Here is a 20453-nt window from a genome sequence, read left to right as displayed (position 1 = left end):
TGAACGGGTGGTGTGACTCGGGTCGGTCATGCGGTGACCGGGAAGGCCGGAGGCCGGTCGCCTGTGCCCGGGAAGGCCGGAGGCCGGTCGCCTGTGCCCGGGAAGGCCGGAGGCCGGTCGTTGTCGGGGACGGGATCTGCTCGGTGCAGCCAGTCGCAGAGGCCGTCGACGACGCCCACGCAGCTACCGCAACCGGTGGTGGCGCGGGTCTTCTCGGCCATGGCCTCGGGGGTGTGGGCACCGCCGCGCCACGCGCTGACCAAGTGCTTCTTGGTGACGGTGTTGCAGCGGCAGATCACGGCTGCGTCGGGCATGGTCGACGGGTTGGCGCTCTCGGTGGGTCCACCGACGAGGTGCCCGAGCAGCAGGGTCATCCGGTCGACGGGGACGAGCGATCCGCCGTCGAAATACTGGCTGAGCGTTCCGACGACTTCCGGGTTGCCGAGCATCACCGCGCCGACCAGGCGGTCCTTGCGGACGACGACCTTCGCGTACCGGCCGCGGGTGGGGTCGCTCATGACCAGGACCTCGGACTCGGTGTCGTTCGGGTCGACGTCGATCTCGCCCATCGAGGCGAGGTCGACGTCGTGCGCCTTGAGGCGGGTGATCTGCGCGGTGCCGTGGTACTCGGCGCGGGAGGCGCTGCCGCACAGCTGGTCCGCAACCACGCCGGCCATCTCCCAGGCGGGCTGGACCAGGCCGTAGACCTCACCGCGGTGTTGGGCGCACTCGCCGATCGCGCGGATGTGCGGGTCGGAGGTGCGCAGGTCGTCGTCGACGACGACAGCGCGGTCGACGTCGAGCCCCGCCGCGACCGCGAGCTCGATGTTCGGACGGATTCCGGCCGCGACGACGACAAGGTCGGCGGGCAACGCGCTGCCGTCGGACAACACGAGTTCGCGCGTGCCGTCGGGCGCGGTACGCAGAGCCTCGGCCCGAGGGCCCAGCGCCACGTCCATCCCCAGCTCTCGCAACACTCGGGTCAGCACGGCGCCGCCACCGGCGTCCATCTGCTTCTCCATCGGATACGCGCGGGGGTGGACGATGGTGACGTCCGATCCGCGCATGAGGGCGCCGCGTGCGGCTTCGATGCCGAGGAGCCCGGCGCCGATCACGACGACGCGGGAACCGGGTCCCGTTGCTGCGGTGATGGCGTCGCAGTCGGCGAGAGTGCGGAAGGCCACCACACCGTCCGCGGGGTGACCGTCCGCGTCGGTCATGCCGGGCGCGGGCGGCAGGAAGGACCGCGACCCGGTGGCGAGGACGAGCGTGTCGTAGGTGTCCGTGGACCCGTCCGAGCGCGTGATCGTGCGGCGCTCGCGATCGATCGACGTGACCGCGACACCGATGTGCGTCTCCAGACCGTTGCGCTCGCACCAGTTCTCGGGTTTGATTCGAGTGTCCTTCGGGGTCAGGTGCCCGGCGACCACGTTGGAGAGCAGGATGCGGTTGTACGCGGCGTGATTCTCGTCGCCGTAGACGACCACCTGGACACGGGCCGCATCCGCGTCGCGTCGGTGGATCTCCTCCTGCAACCGGGCACCGGCGAGGCCGTTCCCGACCACGACGACGCGATGAGGTGCACTCATGCCGTCTCCCCTTCCGTCGCGTCGACCAGGTGCGCGGCGATGCGCACCGCGCAGACCTTGAACTCGGGCATGCGGCTGGTGGGATCGAGTGCCGGGTTGGTCACGAGGTTGGCGCGCGCCGTATCGGCGAAGTGGAACGGCAGGAACACCGTGTCGAGCCGCATCGACGCGTCGCACCGCACGCGGGCGACGACCGTTCCGCGGCGCGAGACGACATCCGCGTCGTCGCCGTCCTCGAGCCCCGCGCGACCGGCGGTGTCCGGGTGGACCTGGACGAACATCGGGCCTGCCGCCTCCGACAGGGACGGCACGCGCCGGGTCTGCGCACCGGACTGGTAGTGCGTGAGCACCCGCCCCGTCGTCGCGAGGAGAGGAAAGTCGGCGTCGGTGGGTTCTGCGGGCCCGACCTGGTCGACCGTGACGAAACGTGCTCGCCCGGTGGGTGTCTCGAAACGATCGAGGAACAGTCTCGGTGTGCCGCCGTGCGTCTCCGACGGTACCGGCCAGTGCAGCGCCTCCCCGGCGTCGAGACGCTCGTAGGTCACGCCCGAGTAGTCGGCGATGCCACCGCGGGACGCTCGGCGCAACTCCTCGAACACCGTACGTGCGTCGCGGGGGAAGCGGTCGGCGGGCTGGCCCAGGCGAACGGCGAGATCGGCGAGGATGTCGAGCTCCCCGCGCGCGCCCTCGGGAGCGTCCACGGCCCTGCGCCGGCGCAGGATGCGGCCCTCGAGAGAGGTCATGGTGCCCTCCTCCTCGGCCCACTGCAGCGTCGGCAGCACCACGTCGGCCATCGCGGCAGTCTCGGAGAGCACGAAATCGGTGACGACGAGCATCTCGAGTGAGGCGAGCCGATCGACGACGTGACCGGCCCGCGGGGCCGAGACGGCGATGTTCGAGCCGTGCACCATGAGCACGCGGGGACCACCGGGGGTGCCGAGGGCGTCGAGCAGTTCGTAGGCGCTCAGTCCCGCACCCGGGAGTGCGGACTCCTCGATACCCCAGAGGGCGGAGATGTGTTCACGCGCTGCGGGATCGGTGATCTTGCGGTATCCGGGAAGCTGGTCCGCCTTCTGCCCGTGCTCGCGTCCGCCCTGTCCGTTGCCCTGGCCGGTGATGCAGCCGTATCCGGTTCCGTGTCGTCCGCACAGCCCCAGCACGAGAGAGAGTCCGATGACGGCCGAGACCGTGTCGGTTCCGGACGCGTGCTGTTCGGCTCCACGGGCGGTGAGCACGTACGCGCCCGTACCCGCGTCCCGTGACTGCGCCAGCAACCGCACCGTCTCCCGCAGGCGAGCGACGGGAACGCCGGTGACGCGCTCGGTCCGCTCCGGCCACCACTGCGCCGCCGCCGTCCAGAACTCGTCGAAACCCTCGGTGCGTGAGTCGATGTAGTCGCGATCGGCGTACCCCTCGACCACCGCCAGATGCACCAGACCCAGCGCGAGGGCCAGGTCGGTGCCCGGCGACAGTTGCAGGTGCACTCCCCCGGCGGACAGCGCCCGGTCCACCGTCGCGGTGCGCCGCGGGTCGGCGACGATGAGCCCGCCCGCCTCGGCGGCGGTCCGGAGATGCTGCACGAAGGGGGGCATCGTCTCCGCGACGTTGCCGCCCAGCACCAGCACGGCCCGCGCGGAACCGATGTCCGCCAACGGGAACGGCAGTCCTCGGTCGATTCCGAACGACTTGTTGCCGGCGGCCGCGGCCGACGACATGCAGAACCGCCCGTTGTAGTCGATGTTCGACGTGCCCAGCGCGACACGGGCGAACTTGCCGAGGATGTAGGACTTCTCGTTGGTCAGCCCGCCCGCCCCGAAGATCGCGACCGCATCGGCGCCGTGCTCGGCCCGGACGCGTCGAAGCGTCGTGGCCACCGCGTCGAGTGCGGCGTCCCACGTCGTCGGGACGAGTTCCCCGTCGACACGCACCAGTGGTGTGGTGAGCCTGCCGGGTACTCGCAGCACCTCGGCGGCGGTCCACCCCTTCTGGCAGAGACCCCCCTTGTTGGTGGGGAACTGGCGGGCCTCGATGCCGGCGCTCGCTGCGTCCGTGCCGGTGACGGTCATCGCGCACTGGAGCCCGCAATACGGGCAGTGCGTCGCCGTTCCTGCTCGGGTGGTCGGTGGCCGAAGGGTCTCCGGCACGGATGCAGCGACGGTCATACGGTGACCACGTCCTGCTCGTTCGCGCTACGCGCGCCGGATCGGCGGAGGTACACGGCCCACGTGGCCGCGGCGCAGAGGACGTAGAAGACGAGGAAGACCCAGAAGGCGGACGTCGCCGACTTCTCCGCGCCCGAGTACGACGCGCGCAGGACCAGGTTGATGCCCACTCCACCGAGCGCGCCGATCGCACCGGCGATACCGATGAGCGCACCGGACATCCGGCGGGACCACGCGGCCTGCTCGGTGGCCGACATCCCCACCAGCAACGTCGACTTCGACGCGAAGATCGCCGGGATCATCTTGTAGACGGAGCCGTTACCGAGCCCCGAGAGCACGAACAGCAGGATGAAGCCGACGACGTAGAACACCATCATCGATCCGGTCGCCGCTCCGGCCGTGGCGTCGTCCGTCATCGACGTCGCGACGAGGATGCCGGCGGAGAAGATCATCGCGACGAACGTGTACATCGTGATGCGGCCGCCGCCGACGCGGTCGGCGAACTTGCCGCCGATCGGTCGGGACAGGGAACCGAGGAGCGGGCCGATGAACGCGATCTGAGCGGCGTGCAGGGAGGCCTGTGCCTGCATGGCCGGGGTGACCGCACCCCCGTCGGCCAGACCGGCGAGGAAGTTGATCTGCAGGATCTGCCCGAACGCGAAGCTGTAGCCGATGAACGACCCGAACGTGCCGATGTAGAGGAACGCGATCCACCACGAGTCGGAGAAGCGCAGCACGTCGATCATGGAGCGGCCGTTGGTCTTCTGGTTGTCCAGGTTGTCCATGTACAGGGCCGCGCCCACGGCGGCGACCGCGATCAGGACGAGGTAGACGGCGCACACGACCTCGGGTGCGGTGTTGCCCACCGTCGCGATGACGAGGAGCCCGATGAGTTGGATGACGGGGACACCGATGTTGCCGCCGCCCGCGTTCAGTCCGAGAGCCCACCCCTTCTCACGCTGGGGGTAGAAGGCGTTGATGTTGGTCATCGAGGAGGCGAAGTTGCCGCCGCCCAGTCCCGCGAACGCGGCCACCACGAGATACGTCGTGTACGAGGCGGGGTTCATCATGAAGTACAGCGTCAGCACGGTCGGGATCAGCAGCACGAGGGCGCTGAAGATCGTCCAGTTACGGCCGCCGAACTTCGCGGTGGCGAACGTGTACGGAATCCGCAGGATGGCGCCGACCAACGTCGGCACGGCCACCAGGAAGAACTTCCCGGCCGGATCGATGCCGTACTGCGCCATCGGCATGAAGAGCACCATCACGGACCAGATGGACCAGATGGAGAAGCCGACGTGCTCCGCGACGACGGACCAGATCAGGTTTCGGCGGGCGATGTGCTTGCCGCCGGCCTCCCAGGCCTCGACGTCCTCCGCGTCCCAGTTCGTGATGTGGTGCTTACGAGCGACTGCACCGGGGGCACCGGTGGGCGCCGTGGCAGCGCCGGTATCCGACAAGCTGGTCACGAGTGGCCTCCTGATCTCTGGGGAAGCCCAAAGATAGGAAAACCATGTTGCGGGGGCGCTGCACGCTGTGACCCGTGCGTGAACTTGACCTCACGTCCGTGTTTCCGGGTTGGTGAGGGTCGGGTTCGTGAGGGTCGGGTTGGTGAGGGTCGGGTTGGTGAGGGTCGGGTTGGTGAGGGTCTGGTTCGTGAGGGTCAGGGTCGCGACTGAGCCTGGCGGACGGGCCCGTCCTCGAGGATGCGCGGACGGCAGGCGGCCTTGGCGGCGACCAGCAGCACGGCGATGCCGCACGTGAGGAACGCGAACGACCACTCCCAGCCCCCGGTGTTCTCGTGCAGCACACCGAAGAGGATGGGCCCGGCGCACGCGATGGTGTACCCGACTCCCTGCGTGAAGCCGGACAGGGATGCGGAACCGACGGCGGTGCGCGTGCGCAGATTGATGAGTGTGAGCGACATCGGGAAGGTCGTCGGACCTGCCCCGACCAAAACCAGCCACAGCACCGTGCCCGTCGCGGGCGCCCACAGCAGGCCCGCGAAGCCCGCGAGATAGCAGACCGCGCAGCCGATGACGATGGGATAGGGGTCGATCATCCGACTGGTGAAGGACGGCGCGAGCAGGGAACCCGCGAGACCGACCGCGGCGAACACCCCGAGCGAGGCACCGGCGGCACCTTCGCTGATGCCGGCCTCGACCAAAAGGGAGGGCAGCCACGTCAGCATCGAGTACGTGACCATGGACGTCATCGCGAACATGCCGGCCATCCCCCAGCCGAGCGAGGTGCGCCAGACCGGGACGGGCGGCGCCACCTGCTCGGCCGACGGCTCGGTGAGCGGCCCGTCGAGCTCGGCGTCCACGGCGGCGTCCTGCGCCGGAGACTCCGCACCGCGCACCGCGGGGGCGGCGGGGCGAGTGCGTCGCGTCAGCACGATGGCCGTCCACGGCACCACGGCGGCGACAGCGGCCACACTCCACATCGCGAGCGACCACCGCCACCCGACCGCATCGGCGACGGGGACCGCCGTGAGCGAGGGAACGATGGTGCCCAGCTGCAGGAGGCAGATGTAGACGGTGCTCATCATGGCGAGCCGGTCGGAGAAGTAGCGCTTGACCAGCGGCGGAATGACCACGTTGCCGATGCCCATACCGGCCAGGGCGACCGCGGAGAGCAGCGCCAGCGACCCGAGCCCGGGAGCGAACGCCCGCGCGAAGATGCCGACACCGGTCAGTGCCGCTGCGGCGAGTGCGGTCCGTTCGAGTCCGAGACGAGTCGCGATGACCGGGGTGAGCACGCCGAACAGCGCGAACATCGCGGTGGGGAGCATGCCGAGCAGTCCGATGGCGCCGGCGCCGAACCCGAGGTCGTCGCCGATCCGGGGGAACAGCGGCGACACCGAGGTGACCGCTGCCCGAAGTGTGAACGCCGACAGGATGAGTGCGGCGAACACCAGCAGGCGTCCCTGCAGCGTCGAGCGTGACCCGGGCTCGGCAGAGGTGGCGGTCGCAGTCATGGGACGAATCATAGGATGATCCGACCTGTCCGGTAAAGAACTATTAGACTGGCCGAGACCGACACCACACGAGAGAAAGACGATCACGTGCAACCCGTACGACGTCAGAGCCTCATCGGGCAGGTCACCGACCAGTTGCGAGGCGAGATCGAGTCCGGGACGTGGGCCGTGGGCACGCGGATACCCACCGAGCCGGAGTTGACCGAGCTGACCGGCACGGGGCGCAACACTGTTCGCGAGGCGGTTCAGGCGCTGGTGCACGCGGGCATGCTCGAGCGGCGCCAGGGATCGGGCACGTACGTGCTCGCGTCGTCGGAGATGCCGTCGGCTCTCGGCAAGTACTTCTCGTCCGCGCGGCGACGCGACGTGCTGGAGCTGCGGCGGGCACTCGACATCACCGCGGCGACACTGGCCGCCGAGCGACGGACCGACGAGGACGTCCGCACGCTCGAGGACACCCTGGCGCACCGCACCGCACTGTGGGACGTCGACCGCACCCGTGCCCTGCATCTCGACGTGTCCCTGCACCGCGCCATCGTCGCGGCCAGCCACAACAGCATCTACCTGGAGGTCTACGACTTCCTGCTCCCCAGCATCGAGGAGACCATCCTCGACCACGACGCCGGTTCCGACCGGGCGTTCCACGAGGAGCACACGGCCCTGGTCCGAGCGGTCGTGTCCGGGGACGCCGACGCGGCAGCCACCGCCGCACGCTGCTTCTTCACCGAGCTCGCCGCGGACGGTGCCGATGACCGGGACACCGGCGCACTGCCGACCGACTAGAGGATCAGGCGCACCAGATCGGCGGTACGGGCCAGACCGGGAAACGCCTCGGCGGTCGAGCGCGGATGCAGAGCGTGCACCGCAAGGCGGAACATCACCGCGCGCAGCAGCATCTGCGGCCACTCGGGGAGATCCTCCCAGCGGCCGATGAGCCCGTCGTCCGCGCCGCCCCAGGAGAGCGCGTCGACGACCACCACGGCCGCGGCCCACGACGCGGGCCGCCAGTACGGGGTGATGTCGGTGATACCGGGAGCCTGCACGCCGTCGAACAGCACCGTGCCGAACAGATCCCCGTGCACCAACTGGTCGGGCTCGCGCACCGGCCGACGCAGGGTTGCCAGCTGACCGATCACCTCGACACTGCGCACACCGTCCGGCGACGTCGGCTCCACCGCTCCCCCGGCACGGGCGGAGCGAAACGGAACCTGTTCCCACGCAGCACGATCGGCGGCGACGAACACGTCCACGTCACTCCACGGCGCGACCGGCGTCTGCGTCAGGAACCGCGGTTTCTCGAGCTGCGACGTCGCGACGTGCAGCCGGGTCGCCAGCGAGACCACCTCGTCGTGGCGGGGTTCGGGAACTCCCTCGATGTACGTGTCCGCGCGCCATCCGGACACGACGTAGCGGCCGTCGGTCGACCGCACCGGCCGTGCGAGCCGAACCCCCTCCACCGCAAGGGTTTCGCGCACCTTCGCCGACCAGGCACCGCGGGCGTGATCGGCCACCGGGGACAGGACGACGTCACCGAGACGCCAACCGCCGTCCCAGTCCGCTCCCAGAGCCACCGGCGCGACGTCTCGGAGCCCGAACGTGCCGATGACGTGCTGGGGAGGTTCCGCCGATGTCATGACGGCCACCGTACCGCCGCCGCGGTGCGAGTCCGCAGACCCCGGCGAGCGCGTGTCCCGTTGGCGTGTGACGGGACCCGTTCGTCAGTACGTCGGGACGGTGGGGTCGACGTCGCGCGCCCACGCCTCGAGTCCGCCGCGCAGGTGGTGGACGTCGGCCATGCCGGCGGACCGCAGGACCGCGAGTGCCTCGGCCGAGCGGACACCCGTCTTGCAGTAGAGCACCACCGGCCGGTCCGTCGGCAGCGACGCGACCGCGTCACCGGCCAACACCGTCGGTAAAGGCATCAGCGTTGCGCCGTCGAGGTGCACGATGTCCCACTCGACCGGATCCCGCACGTCGATCAGTGCCACCGGGGCACCGCCGTCCAGCAGCGCGCGCAAGGCCGCCGGATCGAGGTCGCCGTCCACCGAGTCCACCGACGGCAGGGGCGACGCCACACCGCAGGACACCTCGTAGTCCTCCTCCACCTCGGACACCCGCACGCGACCGGGGTCCCGGCGCAGGGTGACCGTGCGGAAGGTCATGGTGCGCGCGTCGTAGACCAGCAGACGCCCGAGCAGCGTGTCGCCCATGCCCGTCACCAGCTTGACGGCCTCGGTCGCCATGATCGAGCCCACGACCCCGCAGAGCACGCCCAGCACGCCGGCCTCCGAACACGACGGCACGGTGCCCGGCGCGGGCGGATCCGGGTAGAGGTCCCGGTAGTCGACGCCGAGACCGCCGGGTGCGGCGTCCCAGAACACGGACACCTGCCCGTCGAAGCGATAGATGGACCCCCACACGTACGGGATGCCGGCGACGGCGGCCGCATCGTTGACGAGGTACCGCGTCGCGAAGTTGTCGGTGCCGTCCACGACCAGGTCGTACTGGCGGAAGAGGTTCACCGCGTTGCGGGGCTCGAGACGGACCTGGTGCAGCCGGATCTCGATGGTGGAGTCCACCGCTCGGATCGACTCGCGGGCACTGACCGACTTCGGTCGACCGATGTCGGTCTCGCCGTGAATGATCTGTCGCTGCAGGTTGGAGGCGTCCACCTCGTCGAACTCGACGATGCCGAGGGTGCCCACGCCCGCAGAGGCGAGATACAACAGCACCGGCGAACCCAGACCGCCCGCACCGATCACCAGGACGCGCGCGTTGCGCAGACGCCGCTGGCCCAGCACTCCGACGTCGGGCAGCAGCAGGTGTCGGCTGTACCGCGCCACCTGCTCGCGGCTCAGCTCCGGGCCCGGTTCCACCACCGGGTCGACGATCGTCATGCTCCTCGCGCCTCCCCGGTCAGGCCCTGGGGTACGGCCAGGGATTGAAGCGACAGGTCTTGCCGTCCATCGGGACCACGCCCGCAGGATCGAGTACCGCGATGTCGTCGTTCGCCGTGCCGAAGGTCTGCTGCATCATGATCGGTGCCAGGCCGCCGTCGGTCTCGCAGGGCTGGTGCGCCTGGTACCCGATGGCATGGCCCACCTCGTGGTTGATCTGGTACTGCCGATACGACCCGATGTCACCCTGGAACGCCACGGCACCGCGCACCCAGCGCGGTTCGTTGAGCACCACCCTGCCGATGCCGGGGTTGTAGCAGGACACCTCGAGCTGGATGTCGTACCCACACGCGTCGCGGATGGTCATCTGGGACGTCAGCGACACCCGGAAGTCCGGATCACCGGTGTCGACGCGCCGGAACGCGAAACGCTGATCGTTCGTCCAGCTCTTGGGATTGGCGAGGGTCTGGTCGACGAGTCGACCGAACGACTCGTCGCCACCGAAGCCCGTCGTGTCCACGCCGTCCTCGATCTCGACGGTGTAGGTGAAGGTGCGTTCGGTGCCCTGGCCCACCTGGTCGGTGACTCCCGGCACCACGCGCCACGTACCCGCGCCCTGCACCGCGAACTGACCGCCGTCGGGCAGTTGACCACTGGACACCGTCTCGGCGAAGTTCCCGTCGGCCTGCGGCGGGACGCCGATGATGCCGGTGTCGTCGGTGGTGTTGCTCAACGCCGGAAAACCGGGTGCCGAATCCGTCGTGGACGCGGTTCCGGGGTCGCGTATCGCGTCGACGACCACCAGCACCGTCACGATCGCGAGAATCGGGATCGCGTAGGCACGCCAGCCGTAGGTCGACGTGAACCGGCCCAGCCGACTCTGCTTGCGGGCACTGCGCTCCGGCCGCGCAGCGCGCGTACGTCCGGGATCGACCGCGGTGGGGTCCCACTGGGCGCGCAGAGGCTGATGCGAGCGTCGCGCACGGTCGTCACGCGTCGCAGGCTCTCTCTGCGGTTGCCGTCGGTCACTCACCGATCCAGGTTCTCACACGCGTCTGCGGCCTCCGGTCGGCGCGCCGGGGTATCGTCGTCACGATCTGCGAAACGACATGCCGCGTAGTTCCGATGCCTGAGTGATCCTCGTCCACCGGGTCGCGGCGGATGGGACACACGAACCACATGACAGACGTCGCCGACCGAAGCCCCTCCGTGGGCGGGACCGGGAGTGGCCGGCGCAGTGCTCGACTGCCCCGTGATGCACGCCGCGCCCAACTCCTCGCCGCTGCCGGGGAGATCTTCGTCGCCCGGGGGTACCACGCCGCCGGTATGGACGAGATCGCGGAATGCGCCGGCGTCAGCAAACCTGTTCTCTACCAGCACTTCCCCGGCAAGCTCGACCTCTACGTCGCGGTGCTCCAGAACTACGTCGACAGCCTGATCTCGGGCCTGCGCCAGGCCCTGCGGTCCACCACCGACAACCACAAACGCGTGCGGGCCGCCGTGCTCGCGTTCTACGACTTCGTCGACAACGACAGCCAGGGTTTCCGCCTGGTGTTCGAGTCGGACCTCATGGGCGATCCCCAGGTCCAGAGCCGCGTCGACCAGGCCACCGAGGCGTGCGTCGACGCCGTCTTCGACCTCGTCAGCCACGACTCCGGGCTCGATCCGCACAGGGCACGCATCCTCGCTGTCGGCCTCGTGGGCGCGAGCCAGTTCACCGCTCGCTACTGGCTCGAAGCGGACCGCCCCATCACCAAGGAGGAGGCGGTGGACACCACCGTCACCCTCGCCTGGGGCGGTCTCTCGCACGTCCCGCTGCAGTCCCCGTAGGCGACGCTCGAAGGTTCTCACGAACGACGACGGCTCCGCACCAGCAGGTGCGGAGCCGTCGTCGTGCGCGGTGGGCGCGTCGGTCAGGCGGTGCCGGACGACGCGAAACCGACCCGGCGACTGTCGGACGGACCGATCTCCACGTACGCGAGCTTGCCCGCGGGCACCAGGAACTTGCGGCCCTTCTCGTCCACCAGGGACAGCACACCCTCGCCGCCGAAGGCCTTCGAGACCAGGGTCTCCACCTCGTCGGGCGTCTGCGCGCTGTTGATGACCAATTCCCGTGGGCTGTCCGAAATTCCGATCTTGACCTCCACGGCCGACCTCCGAAACGTTGTCGCGAACCTGCTGTCCACTTCAGGTTAGAGCAGCACCGGCCACCGGTGAGTATGTGACGCACACGCCCACAGCGAACACGGGCGACCGCTCAGACGAGGCCGAGAATCGCCATCCGTTCGGAATGACGGATCTGCATGCGATCGAAGAGCGCCACGATGCCGTTGAAGTCCCCCGATGCCGTCATCACCAGTTCGGTCAGCTCCTCGCGCTGCGCGAGCACGAACTGCGCCTGGGTGATGGCCTCCCCGAGCAGGCGGCGCCCCCAGAGCATCAGCCGGTCCTTGTCCGCGGCGCTCGCCGCGACACGCGCCATCACCTCGGTGACGACGAACTCCGAGTGGCCCGTCTCGGCGAGCACCTCGCGCACGGTGGCGGCGATGTCGTCCGGGAGGCTGTGCGCGATCTCGCGGTAGAAATCGGCGGCGAGGCCGTCCGCGACGTACGTCTTGACGAGCACCTCCATCCACGTCGAGGGCAGCGTCGACGCGTGGTAGGCGTCCAGAGCGGCGGCGAACGGCTCGGTGACCGACAGGACGTCCCGCCCACGCTCCGCCAGCGCCGCCTCGAGCACCTCGAAGTGGTTCATCTCGGCGGCGGCCATGCTCGCCATCGCGATGCGGTCGCCGAGCGTCGGGGCCATCCGGGCATCGTCGACCAGGCGGTAGAACGCCGAGATCTCGCCGTACGCGAGAACGCCCAGGAGACTGATGATTCCGGGATGATCACCCGGCACGGTCGCCCCTGCTGCGGGAGTCGGGTCGGACCCCGCCGAGAGGTTCGGGGTGGACCCGCCGTGCTGTGGATCCGAATTCGCTCGCATGGCTGCCGAGACTACCGCCGACACGGCTCGAACGAGCGGAACCGCGAGGCCTGGCGCCGACCAGGTAGAATGGGCCACGAGCACGCCCCCACCCGGTGCCGGCAGCAGGGACCGTGACGGTCCGCACGCCGGCCCGACGCACCGTGGTCACCTCCGTCGGAGGCGATCGCGGCGAGCACCGGGAGCCGTGCTCACGACATTGTGCGCGCACCTGATTCGTGTCTGCCGCCGATCGTGTCGCCGCAACCGCGGTCGACCCCGATCGCGCCTGTCGACGAATCGAGGGCTTCGACATCGGCCGCGGAGCGGCCTGGCCCTCGTCGTGCGTGCGAGGCGAGAGACGAGAAAGGCCGAAACACTGAGCGAGATCACTGTGGACCACGAGACCGACGACGTGGCGGAGACCACCGTCTCGGCGACCCTGGACCTGACACAGACCGACACCACCCACACTCCCCCCACCTTCGCCGAGCTGGGCGTTCACCCCGAGATCGTCCGTGGACTCACGGACATCGGCATCGAGCGCACATTCGCCATCCAGGAACTCACCCTTCCCCTGGCACTCGCGGGCGACGACCTCATCGGCCAGGCCCGCACCGGTATGGGCAAGACGTTCGGCTTCGGCGTCCCGCTGCTGCACCGTCTGGCCACCGGTCCGGCCGACGGCTCCGGCACCACGGTTCTGGACGGCACCCCGCGTGCGCTCATCATCGTTCCCACGCGTGAGCTGTGCGTCCAGGTCACCTCCGACCTGGAGAACGCCTCGAAGCACCTGCACTCGGCCAACGGCCGCGTGAAGGTCATGTCGATCTACGGCGGACGTCCGTACGAGGCCCAGATCGAGACCCTGCGGACCGGCGTCGACGTCGTCGTCGGCACCCCCGGTCGTCTTCTCGACCTGGCCAAGCAGGGCCACCTCGTGCTGGGCAAGGTCGGCGTCCTGGTACTCGACGAGGCCGACGAGATGCTGGACCTGGGCTTCCTGCCCGACATCGAGCGCCTCATGAGCATGGTGCCGGAGAAGCGTCAGACGATGCTGTTCTCGGCGACCATGCCCGGGCCCATCATCACGCTCGCCCGCACGTTCCTCACCCGACCGACGCACATCCGCGCCGAGGAGGCCGAGTCCTCCGCGATCCACGAGCGCACCGCCCAGCACGTCTACCGGGCACACGCACTCGACAAGGCGGAGATGGTCGCGCGCGTGCTGCAGGCCGAGGGCCGCGGCGCCACGATGATCTTCACGCGCACCAAGCGCACCGCCCAGAAGGTGGCCGACGATCTGGCCGAGCGCGGATTCTCCGTCGGTGCCGTCCACGGTGACCTCGGACAGGTCGCCCGCGAGAAGTCGCTCGCGGCATTCCGCTCCGGCAAGATCGACGTGCTCGTCGCCACCGACGTCGCGGCGCGCGGTATCGACATCGACGACGTCACCCACGTCATCAACTACCAGTGCCCGGAGGACGAGAAGACGTACGTCCACCGCATCGGACGTACCGGGCGTGCAGGTCGCACCGGTATCGCCGTCACGCTGGTCGATTGGGACGACATCCCCCGCTGGCAGCTGATCGACAAGGCGCTCGGCCTGGACATCCCGGACCCGGTGGAGACGTACTCCAGCTCCGAGCACCTGTACGCGGAGCTGAACATCCCGCACGGCACCACGGGCAGCATCTCGAAGCGCCGGGCCGAGACTCCCGCCGCAGAGAAGACAGAAGCACGCTCGAGCCGGGGTGGGAACTCCGACCAGCCGTCCGACGGTGAAGCGGCCACGTCGTCGCGCCGCAGCCGGTCGCGCCGTCGCACCCGCGGCGGAGGCCACTCCGACGCTGCTGCAGGTTCGGATGCCGCAGGTTCGGATGCCGCCGGCTCGACCGGTCCCACCGAGGCGTCCGGTGACGGAGCCGCGTCGGACAAGCCTCGTCGTCGACGTCGTCGCCGGTCGTCTGCCGGGTCCTCCGCGCACGCCGGTGAGAACGGCGCGTCGGCAGAGGCGTCGTCGTCCGCCGGTACGTCCGACTGACCGTCCCGTATCTTCGTGCTCGCTCCTGAACGGCGCACCCGCGTCGACGTGATCGCCGCCGTGGTGATCGTCGTGGTCGTCCTGGTGGGCGCCTCGGTGATCTGGTTCCGCAGCGACGCTCGCGGCACCACATCGATGGTCGCCGACGTGCCCCTCGCCGCCCCGGCGTCGGCGCTGTCGGTTCCCGAGTCGTTCGCCGAGATCTGGCGCGCCGACGACTCCGGAACCGGGGCGCCGACCACCGTCGGCGGAGCCGTGGTCGTCTCCACCGACGACGCGGTGAGCGGACTCGATCCGGCCACCGGTTCGCCGTCCTGGTCCTACACCCGTGACCGGGCGCTCTGCTCGGTCGTGGGGGCGTGGGACGCGGCGGTGGCCGTGTTCCGGGACGGCCGCGGGTGCGGCCAGGTGACCGAGCTCGACGGCTCCACCGGAGCGCGCGAGGACCAGCGCACCAACGATGCGGACGACCCGGTCCGTCTGTCGTTCGACGGGACGTACGTGACCGAACTCGGGGCCACGCGACTCGAGCTGTGGCGATCCGACCTCGTGCGCACCCTCGAGTACGGACGGGTCGATGCTCCGGTCAATCCACGCAGCCAACCCCGCACCGGGTGTGATCTCGTCTCGAGCGCGTCCGCGAGCACCCGCCTCGCTGTGCTGGAACGGTGTCCCGGCGAGGAGGGTCTTCGTCTGACGTCGATGAATCCCGCGCCCAAGGACAACACGGTGCCCGACGTGTACGGCTCGACCATCCTGGCCGACGTCCCCGCGGACGCAGCGGCAGCACGCGTCCTCGCGGTGGTAGGGGATCGCCTCGCGGTGTACCTCCCCCCGGCCGGGAGCGAGGTCGCCCGGGTGGCACTCTTCGACGGGTCCGCCAACTTCGTCTCCGCGCAGGCCGTGACCGCCGACGTCACCACACCGTCCGCCGACACGCTCGCGTCCGACATCGTCAGGACCGGCTCCGTCGTCTCCTGGTGGACGGGTGCCGACACCGTCGGCTTCACGCAGTCCGATCTGTCCCAGCGCTGGGCTCTCGCCGGAACCCTCGGCGCGGGCGCCGTGATGGCCGGGCAGCTCCTCGTCCCGGTTCCCGGCGGAATCGCGGTGGTGGACCCCGAGAACGGCGTCGCCTCGCGCACGATCGCGGTGGACCGCGGCGAGTACACCGGGCCGGTCGCCCTGTCCGTCCTCGGCACCAGCGTGTTCGAACGCCGCGGTGCCGAGACCGTCGCCCTGGGGTGATCGTCGGCCTGGCCTGAGCGTCGGCCGGATCTCATTCGATGATCCACTGGCGGCCAGTACACCTGGCGTGTCACGATGTCGGTCACTGTAAAGCACACTTGACAGCGAGGCGACGACGATGCACGACGGCACGGATGGACACGACATCACCGATTCTCGATCACGTTGGGGGCGAACGACATTCGACGACGGACGCTATCCCGCCCTGTGGGCGGCGGCACCGTTCGGAGCGGTTGCCGCACTCGCGATCGCCGCGGCCCTCGTCCTCACCGACAGTGCCGGACCGCGTCCCGCCGTAGGCGCTGTCGCGGCGTTCGTGGTGTGTCTCTGGCCCTGCGTCGGTCTGGCATGGGTCGTTCTCGTCGACCGGAACACCCTCCGCGGGGCGCCCGCCGATCCCGAGCACTCCGTGGAGTCCGCGTGGTACGACCGCGCGGCCGGTGGCGCGTTCACCGATCTGCTGCTGATCACCGGCCTCGGTACCGCGGGGCTCGCGATCTCCGGCACCGACGTCTCCGCCGTGCCGGCGCTCGGTCTCGTCCTCGTCGTCGCCATGGGATCGTTCGGTCTGCGCTACCAGCTCGCGCGACGGCGGGTCTGAGCACCAAGTGCGCAACACCCTTCCCGATCTCCGGCGTGAGCGCGGATGGTCGCAACAGCACCTGGCCGATCGACTGGGGGTCTCGCGTCAGACCGTCATCTCGCTCGAACGAGGTCGATTCGACCCGTCACTCCCCCTCGCCTTCCGCATCGCCCGCGTCTTCGAACGCCGCATCGAGGAGATCTTCGACGACGGTGACGATCAGGCGTCCGCGTCGTAGGTGGCCAGCGGTGCGCCCTCGGTCCAGTGCGCGGCCAGGTTGTCGGCGAGGTCGCGGTACGCCTGAGCGCCCTTGTTCTTACGTCCCGCGATCACCGAGGTGCCGGACGCCGACGCCTCCGCGAACCGCACGGTGCGCGGGATCGGCGGCGCGAGCACAGGGATGTCGTACCGACCGGACACGTCCGCGAGGACGTCACGGCTGTGCGTGGTGCGGGCGTCGTACAGGGTCGCGAGAGCGCCCAGGAGAGTCAGATCGGGGTTGGTGATCTGCTGGACCTCACTGACCGTGCGCAACAGCTGACCCACGCCGCGGTGAGCGAGCGTCTCGCACTGCAGCGGGATCAGCACGCTCGTCGCGGCAGTCAGCCCGTTGAGGGTGAGCACGCCCAGGGAGGGCGGGCAGTCCAACACGATGACGTCGTAGTTCTCGAGGAGTGGTGCGAGGGCGCGTTTGAGGGTGTACTCGCGGCCCGGACGCATGAGCAACAGCGCCTCGGCGCCGGCCAGGTCGATGGTGGCGGGAAGCAGGTCCACACCCTCGTTCGTGCCGAGCACGGCGTCGCCCACGGGAACCCCGGCGGTGAGGACCTCGTGGATCGAGGTCTCCAGCTTGTCGGGGTTGTGCCCCAGCGAGAAGGTCAGACTTCCCTGCGGGTCGAGGTCCACCACGAGTACTCGTCGGCCCAGAGCGACGAGCGCCGCTCCCAGCGATGCCACGGTGGTCGTCTTGGCGACGCCACCCTTCTGGTTGGCCACTGCCAGGATCGTCGTCACAGCACGATCTTGGCATCACTCGGGGTGTCGAGCGACGTTCGGCCCGGCGTGGCGTGATGCCGCACCGGGCCGAACGGGGTGGAACGGAGGCCGAGGTCAGTGCAGCATCGCACCGCGCGCGACGGCGTCACCCTGGTCCGCACGCTGGAACTTCTTGCGCGGCAACAGGAGTGCGGGCACGAAGGTGAACGCGACGATGATCGTGGCCACCAGGAAGGTGCCGCCGAACGCGTCGGCTGCCTGCGCCAGACCAGCCTGCACGGCATTCGGCCCGATCTGCTCGGCGATCGCCGGGTCACGCTGTGCCGCGATGGCGGGTCCCGCAGCGGCCCGGTCGAGCAGCTGGTTGGTGAGCACCACCGAGATCACGGCCGTACCGATCGACCCGGCCGACTGCTGAATGATGTTCATCAGCGACGAACCGCGGGCGACGGACGCGTCGTCCAACGTCTGGAGCGCCGCGGTCATGATCGGCATCATGGTCGCGCCGAGTCCCAACCCCATGACGAACAGCGCGCCGAGCAGGACGGCATACGAGGTCGAGGCTCCCACCTGCGTGAAGACGGCCATGCCCAGCGTCACGAACACCATGCCGGTGATCACGATCTTGCCCGGCCCGATCTTGTCGGCGAGCTGCCCGGCGATGGGCATCGACACCATCGCGCCGAGTCCCTGCGGAGCGAGCAACAGGCCGGCCAGGAGCGTGGTCTCTCCGCGGACCTGCAGGAAGTAGCTCGGGAAGATCAGGCCCGCACCGAAGAACGCGATAGCGAACAGGCTCATCGCGATCACCGCGACGGACAGGTGACGATTGGCGAACAGCCGCAGGTCGATCAACGGGTGCTCGGTCCGCAGGGCGTGGCGCACGAACGCCGCGACCAGCACGAGCCCGACGACGGCGGAGACCAGCACGCGAGCCGACATCACCGTTCCGGTCTCGGGGATCGAGGAGACGCCGAACAGGAAGAGCGCGAGGCCCGGTGACAGCAGCAGCATGCCGACGAAGTCGAAGGACTGCGAGGGCTCGGGTGCGTCCTTGGGCAGGATGACCCATGCGGCGACCAGCGCCACGGCGCCGATGGGAACGTTGATGAGGAAGATCCAGTGCCAGCTCGCCGCGTCGATGAGCCACCCGCCGAGGATCGGACCCGCGATCGGACCCAGCAGCATGGGAACGCCCAGGACGGCCATGACACGACCGATGCGCTCGGGACCGGCGGCGCGGGTCAGGATCGTCATGCCGAGCGGCATGAGCATGCCGCCGCCGAAGCCCTGCAGGACGCGGAACACGATCAGCGACGTGATGTCCCACGCGACGCTGCACAACATGGATCCGGCGACGAACAGGATCAGCGCCAGGATGTAGAGGCGCTTGGTTCCGAACCGGTCCGCGGCCCAGCCCGTCAGCGGGATGACGGTGGCGAGAGCGAGGGTGTATCCCGTCATGGTCCAGGCGACGTTGGCGTACGACGTCTGGAACTCGAAGGCGAAGGTCGGCAGCGCCACGCTCACGACGGTCACGTCGAGGATCGACATGATGGCGCCGATGACGATGACCGCGGCGATCTTGAGGACGGCCGCGTCCAGACCCTGACCGGTGTCCACCCCACCCTGCCCGGGGGCGTTCGGGGACGCCTGCGCGCCCTGGTCGGTGCTCTGATCGGTCATGCGAGGTCTCCTGGCTGACTACGTATCCGCCGGCATCGAGGCCGGGTGTCGCGTGATCGGACCACGTAAGTGAACACCCCACCGGCAGCGATCACCACCGGATTTCGGGAGACCTCCGTCACCGACGCGGTAGCACCCGGGAGCATGATCGAGCCATGGCAGACCCCGACCCCCGTGACCCGGCACCCGCGTCGTCAGCGACGGCGCCGCATCGCGCCGACGCCCGACTGGTGCTGATCCGCCACGGCCAGACGGAGTGGGCGGCGAGCGGGCGGCACACCGGACGCACGGACATCGCCCTCACCGCCGACGGCGAGGAGCAGGCGCGCGCGGCCGGTCTCCGCATCGATGCCCTCGGACTTCACCGCCCCCTGGTGGTGAGCAGCCCCCGATCGCGGGCGCTGCGGACGGCGGAGCTGGCCGGCCTGACCGTCGATCGGGTGTGGGATGCGCTGGTCGAGTGGGACTACGGCGACTACGAGGGCCTGACCACTCCCCAGATCCGGGAGACCGCGCCACACTGGACCGTCTGGACGCATCCGTCGCCGTCCGGCGAGACCATCGATGCCGTGTCGGCGCGAGCCGATCTCGTCCTGTCCGTCGTCGTTCCCACCCTGGCCGAGCGCGACGTCGTGCTCGTCGGGCACGGCCACTTCTCGAGGTCCGTCATCGCCCGGTGGGTCGAGCAACCGGTGACCGAGGGCAAGCGCTTCGCGCTGGCACCCGCCGGCTTCACCGTGCTGGGGTACGAGCACGAGTACCGGCAGATCCACACTCACAACGTGGACCCGCGCCCGGGATCGTGAGGGTCCTCGGCGCGGTCGGCGGGCGGGCTCAGGCGTCGTCGGTCTCGACGTAGTCGTCGGCGAGCCAGCGCGTCGCGGGGCCACTGAACAGGCAGCCCAGCACGCCGACGACGACGATGCCGAGCAACGAGCCCAGCACGGGCCGCTCGGAATCGGTCAGGAGCGACCAGACCACCGGGAGCAGGAGCAGCTGCGCGACGATCGCGATGGCGCGACCCCAGCGATGCCCGAGGACGAGGGCGATACCACCGGTGAGCACGGCACCCCCGAGTGCAGCGAACCAGATCGCGGTGCCGAAACCGTTGATGACGCTCTCGTCGGCGCCGGCGGCGCCGCGGATCACCAGGACGAGTGCCACCACGACCGCCGTGGCGCCCTGGGCGGACACCAACAGGCCCGCGGCGCGCACCGGTGCCGGAACACCGGAATCGGGCAGCTTGGGACGCACCAGGCCACCCTAGAGCACACGTGCGGGGTGGCAGACGGTCACGCGC

Annotated in this window: 19 protein-coding genes; 7 read left to right on the top strand and 12 right to left on the bottom strand. The window is 69.6% G+C overall.

The features are described 5' to 3' along the window. Positions 1 to 26: 26 nt before the first annotated feature. The 4 genes from HQ325_RS09775 to HQ325_RS09760 form a co-directional block, all read right to left on the bottom strand. A complete protein-coding gene (locus tag HQ325_RS09775; protein WP_222628464.1) occupies positions 27 to 1589 on the bottom strand; it encodes an FAD-dependent oxidoreductase in 1563 nt (520 codons plus the stop codon). Next, positions 1586 to 3751 carry a molybdopterin oxidoreductase family protein gene (locus HQ325_RS09770; RefSeq protein WP_222628462.1) on the bottom strand — a complete coding sequence of 722 codons (2166 nt, stop codon included), beginning with the start codon at positions 3749 to 3751 and terminating at the stop codon, positions 1586 to 1588. The genes HQ325_RS09775 and HQ325_RS09770 overlap by 4 nt, the downstream gene beginning before the upstream one ends. Next, on the bottom strand, positions 3748 to 5220 hold the full coding sequence (locus tag HQ325_RS09765; RefSeq protein WP_374107199.1) for a nitrate/nitrite transporter: 1473 nt from the start codon (positions 5218 to 5220) through the stop codon (positions 3748 to 3750). The genes HQ325_RS09770 and HQ325_RS09765 overlap by 4 nt, the downstream gene beginning before the upstream one ends. 194 nt (positions 5221 to 5414) lie before the next feature. Continuing rightward, positions 5415 to 6731, bottom strand: coding sequence for an MFS transporter (locus HQ325_RS09760; RefSeq protein ID WP_222628460.1), 1317 nt, complete (start codon positions 6729 to 6731; stop codon positions 5415 to 5417). An 87-nt stretch (positions 6732 to 6818) separates the two neighbouring features. Here HQ325_RS09760 and HQ325_RS09755 point away from each other — a divergent pair, with 87 nt between their 5' ends. Beyond that, a complete protein-coding gene (locus tag HQ325_RS09755; RefSeq protein ID WP_222628458.1) occupies positions 6819 to 7514 on the top strand; it encodes a FadR/GntR family transcriptional regulator in 696 nt (231 codons plus the stop codon). Here HQ325_RS09755 and HQ325_RS09750 read toward each other — a convergent pair. The 3 genes from HQ325_RS09750 to HQ325_RS09740 form a co-directional block, all read right to left on the bottom strand. Continuing rightward, positions 7511 to 8365: a TIGR02569 family protein gene (locus HQ325_RS09750; protein ID WP_027506841.1), complete on the bottom strand. Its 855-nt coding sequence runs from the start codon at positions 8363 to 8365 to the stop codon at positions 7511 to 7513. The two genes, HQ325_RS09755 and HQ325_RS09750, sit on opposite strands and share 4 nt — an antisense overlap. A gap of 84 nt (positions 8366 to 8449) precedes the next feature. Further along, the gene (moeB, locus tag HQ325_RS09745; protein WP_222628454.1) at positions 8450 to 9628 is read right to left on the bottom strand and encodes a molybdopterin-synthase adenylyltransferase MoeB; all 1179 of its coding nucleotides are present in this window, start codon (positions 9626 to 9628) and stop codon (positions 8450 to 8452) included. A 19-nt stretch (positions 9629 to 9647) separates the two neighbouring features. Then, complete coding sequence (locus HQ325_RS09740) at positions 9648 to 10661, bottom strand: DUF3152 domain-containing protein (protein ID WP_222628451.1); 1014 nt, start codon at positions 10659 to 10661, stop codon at positions 9648 to 9650. A gap of 146 nt (positions 10662 to 10807) precedes the next feature. Between HQ325_RS09740 and HQ325_RS09735 the strand changes: the two genes are divergently transcribed. After that, positions 10808 to 11458, top strand: a complete 651-nt coding sequence (locus HQ325_RS09735) for a TetR/AcrR family transcriptional regulator (RefSeq protein WP_222628449.1) — start codon at positions 10808 to 10810, stop codon at positions 11456 to 11458. Positions 11459 to 11541: 83 nt separating this feature from the next. Here HQ325_RS09735 and HQ325_RS09730 read toward each other — a convergent pair whose 3' ends face one another. Both HQ325_RS09730 and HQ325_RS09725 read right to left on the bottom strand, forming a co-directional pair. Continuing rightward, positions 11542 to 11775 (bottom strand): DUF3107 domain-containing protein, encoded by a 234-nt coding sequence (locus HQ325_RS09730; protein WP_027506844.1) that lies wholly within the window; start codon positions 11773 to 11775, stop codon positions 11542 to 11544. Between the two features lie 110 nt (positions 11776 to 11885). After that, on the bottom strand, positions 11886 to 12617 hold the full coding sequence (locus tag HQ325_RS09725; protein WP_222628447.1) for a ferritin-like fold-containing protein: 732 nt from the start codon (positions 12615 to 12617) through the stop codon (positions 11886 to 11888). A gap of 322 nt (positions 12618 to 12939) precedes the next feature. Here HQ325_RS09725 and HQ325_RS09720 point away from each other — a divergent pair, with 322 nt between their 5' ends. The 4 genes from HQ325_RS09720 (at position 12940) to HQ325_RS09705 (ending at position 16709) form a co-directional block, all read left to right on the top strand. After that, positions 12940 to 14640: a DEAD/DEAH box helicase gene (locus tag HQ325_RS09720; protein ID WP_308014326.1), complete on the top strand. Its 1701-nt coding sequence runs from the start codon at positions 12940 to 12942 to the stop codon at positions 14638 to 14640. Positions 14641 to 14655: 15 nt separating this feature from the next. Then, positions 14656 to 15888: a PQQ-binding-like beta-propeller repeat protein gene (locus HQ325_RS09715; protein WP_222628443.1), complete on the top strand. Its 1233-nt coding sequence runs from the start codon at positions 14656 to 14658 to the stop codon at positions 15886 to 15888. A gap of 118 nt (positions 15889 to 16006) precedes the next feature. Further along, positions 16007 to 16489 carry a hypothetical protein gene (locus HQ325_RS09710; RefSeq protein ID WP_222628441.1) on the top strand — a complete coding sequence of 161 codons (483 nt, stop codon included), beginning with the start codon at positions 16007 to 16009 and terminating at the stop codon, positions 16487 to 16489. Between the two features lie 7 nt (positions 16490 to 16496). Beyond that, a complete protein-coding gene (locus tag HQ325_RS09705) occupies positions 16497 to 16709 on the top strand; it encodes a helix-turn-helix transcriptional regulator (protein WP_222628439.1) in 213 nt (70 codons plus the stop codon). Here the strand turns inward: HQ325_RS09705 and HQ325_RS09700 are convergent. Both HQ325_RS09700 and HQ325_RS09695 read right to left on the bottom strand, forming a co-directional pair. Beyond that, positions 16691 to 17485: a ParA family protein gene (locus HQ325_RS09700; RefSeq protein WP_222628436.1), complete on the bottom strand. Its 795-nt coding sequence runs from the start codon at positions 17483 to 17485 to the stop codon at positions 16691 to 16693. The two genes, HQ325_RS09705 and HQ325_RS09700, sit on opposite strands and share 19 nt — an antisense overlap. Before the next feature lie 96 nt (positions 17486 to 17581). Further along, positions 17582 to 19153, bottom strand: coding sequence for a DHA2 family efflux MFS transporter permease subunit (locus tag HQ325_RS09695; RefSeq protein WP_222628432.1), 1572 nt, complete (start codon positions 19151 to 19153; stop codon positions 17582 to 17584). A gap of 155 nt (positions 19154 to 19308) precedes the next feature. On the opposite strand from HQ325_RS09695, the gene HQ325_RS09690 reads away from it, so the two are divergent. Then, positions 19309 to 19959 (top strand): acid phosphatase, encoded by a 651-nt coding sequence (locus HQ325_RS09690; RefSeq protein ID WP_222628427.1) that lies wholly within the window; start codon positions 19309 to 19311, stop codon positions 19957 to 19959. A 28-nt stretch (positions 19960 to 19987) separates the two neighbouring features. Here the strand turns inward: HQ325_RS09690 and HQ325_RS09685 are convergent, their stop codons facing one another. Beyond that, positions 19988 to 20410, bottom strand: a complete 423-nt coding sequence (locus HQ325_RS09685; RefSeq protein WP_374107212.1) for a hypothetical protein — start codon at positions 20408 to 20410, stop codon at positions 19988 to 19990. Positions 20411 to 20453: the final 43 nt, after the last annotated feature.

Source organism: Rhodococcus sp. BP-349, assembly GCF_019835845.1.
Taxonomy (GTDB): Bacteria; Actinomycetota; Actinomycetes; order Mycobacteriales; family Mycobacteriaceae; genus Rhodococcoides.
This window is presented reverse-complemented; position numbering and strand designations above follow the sequence as displayed.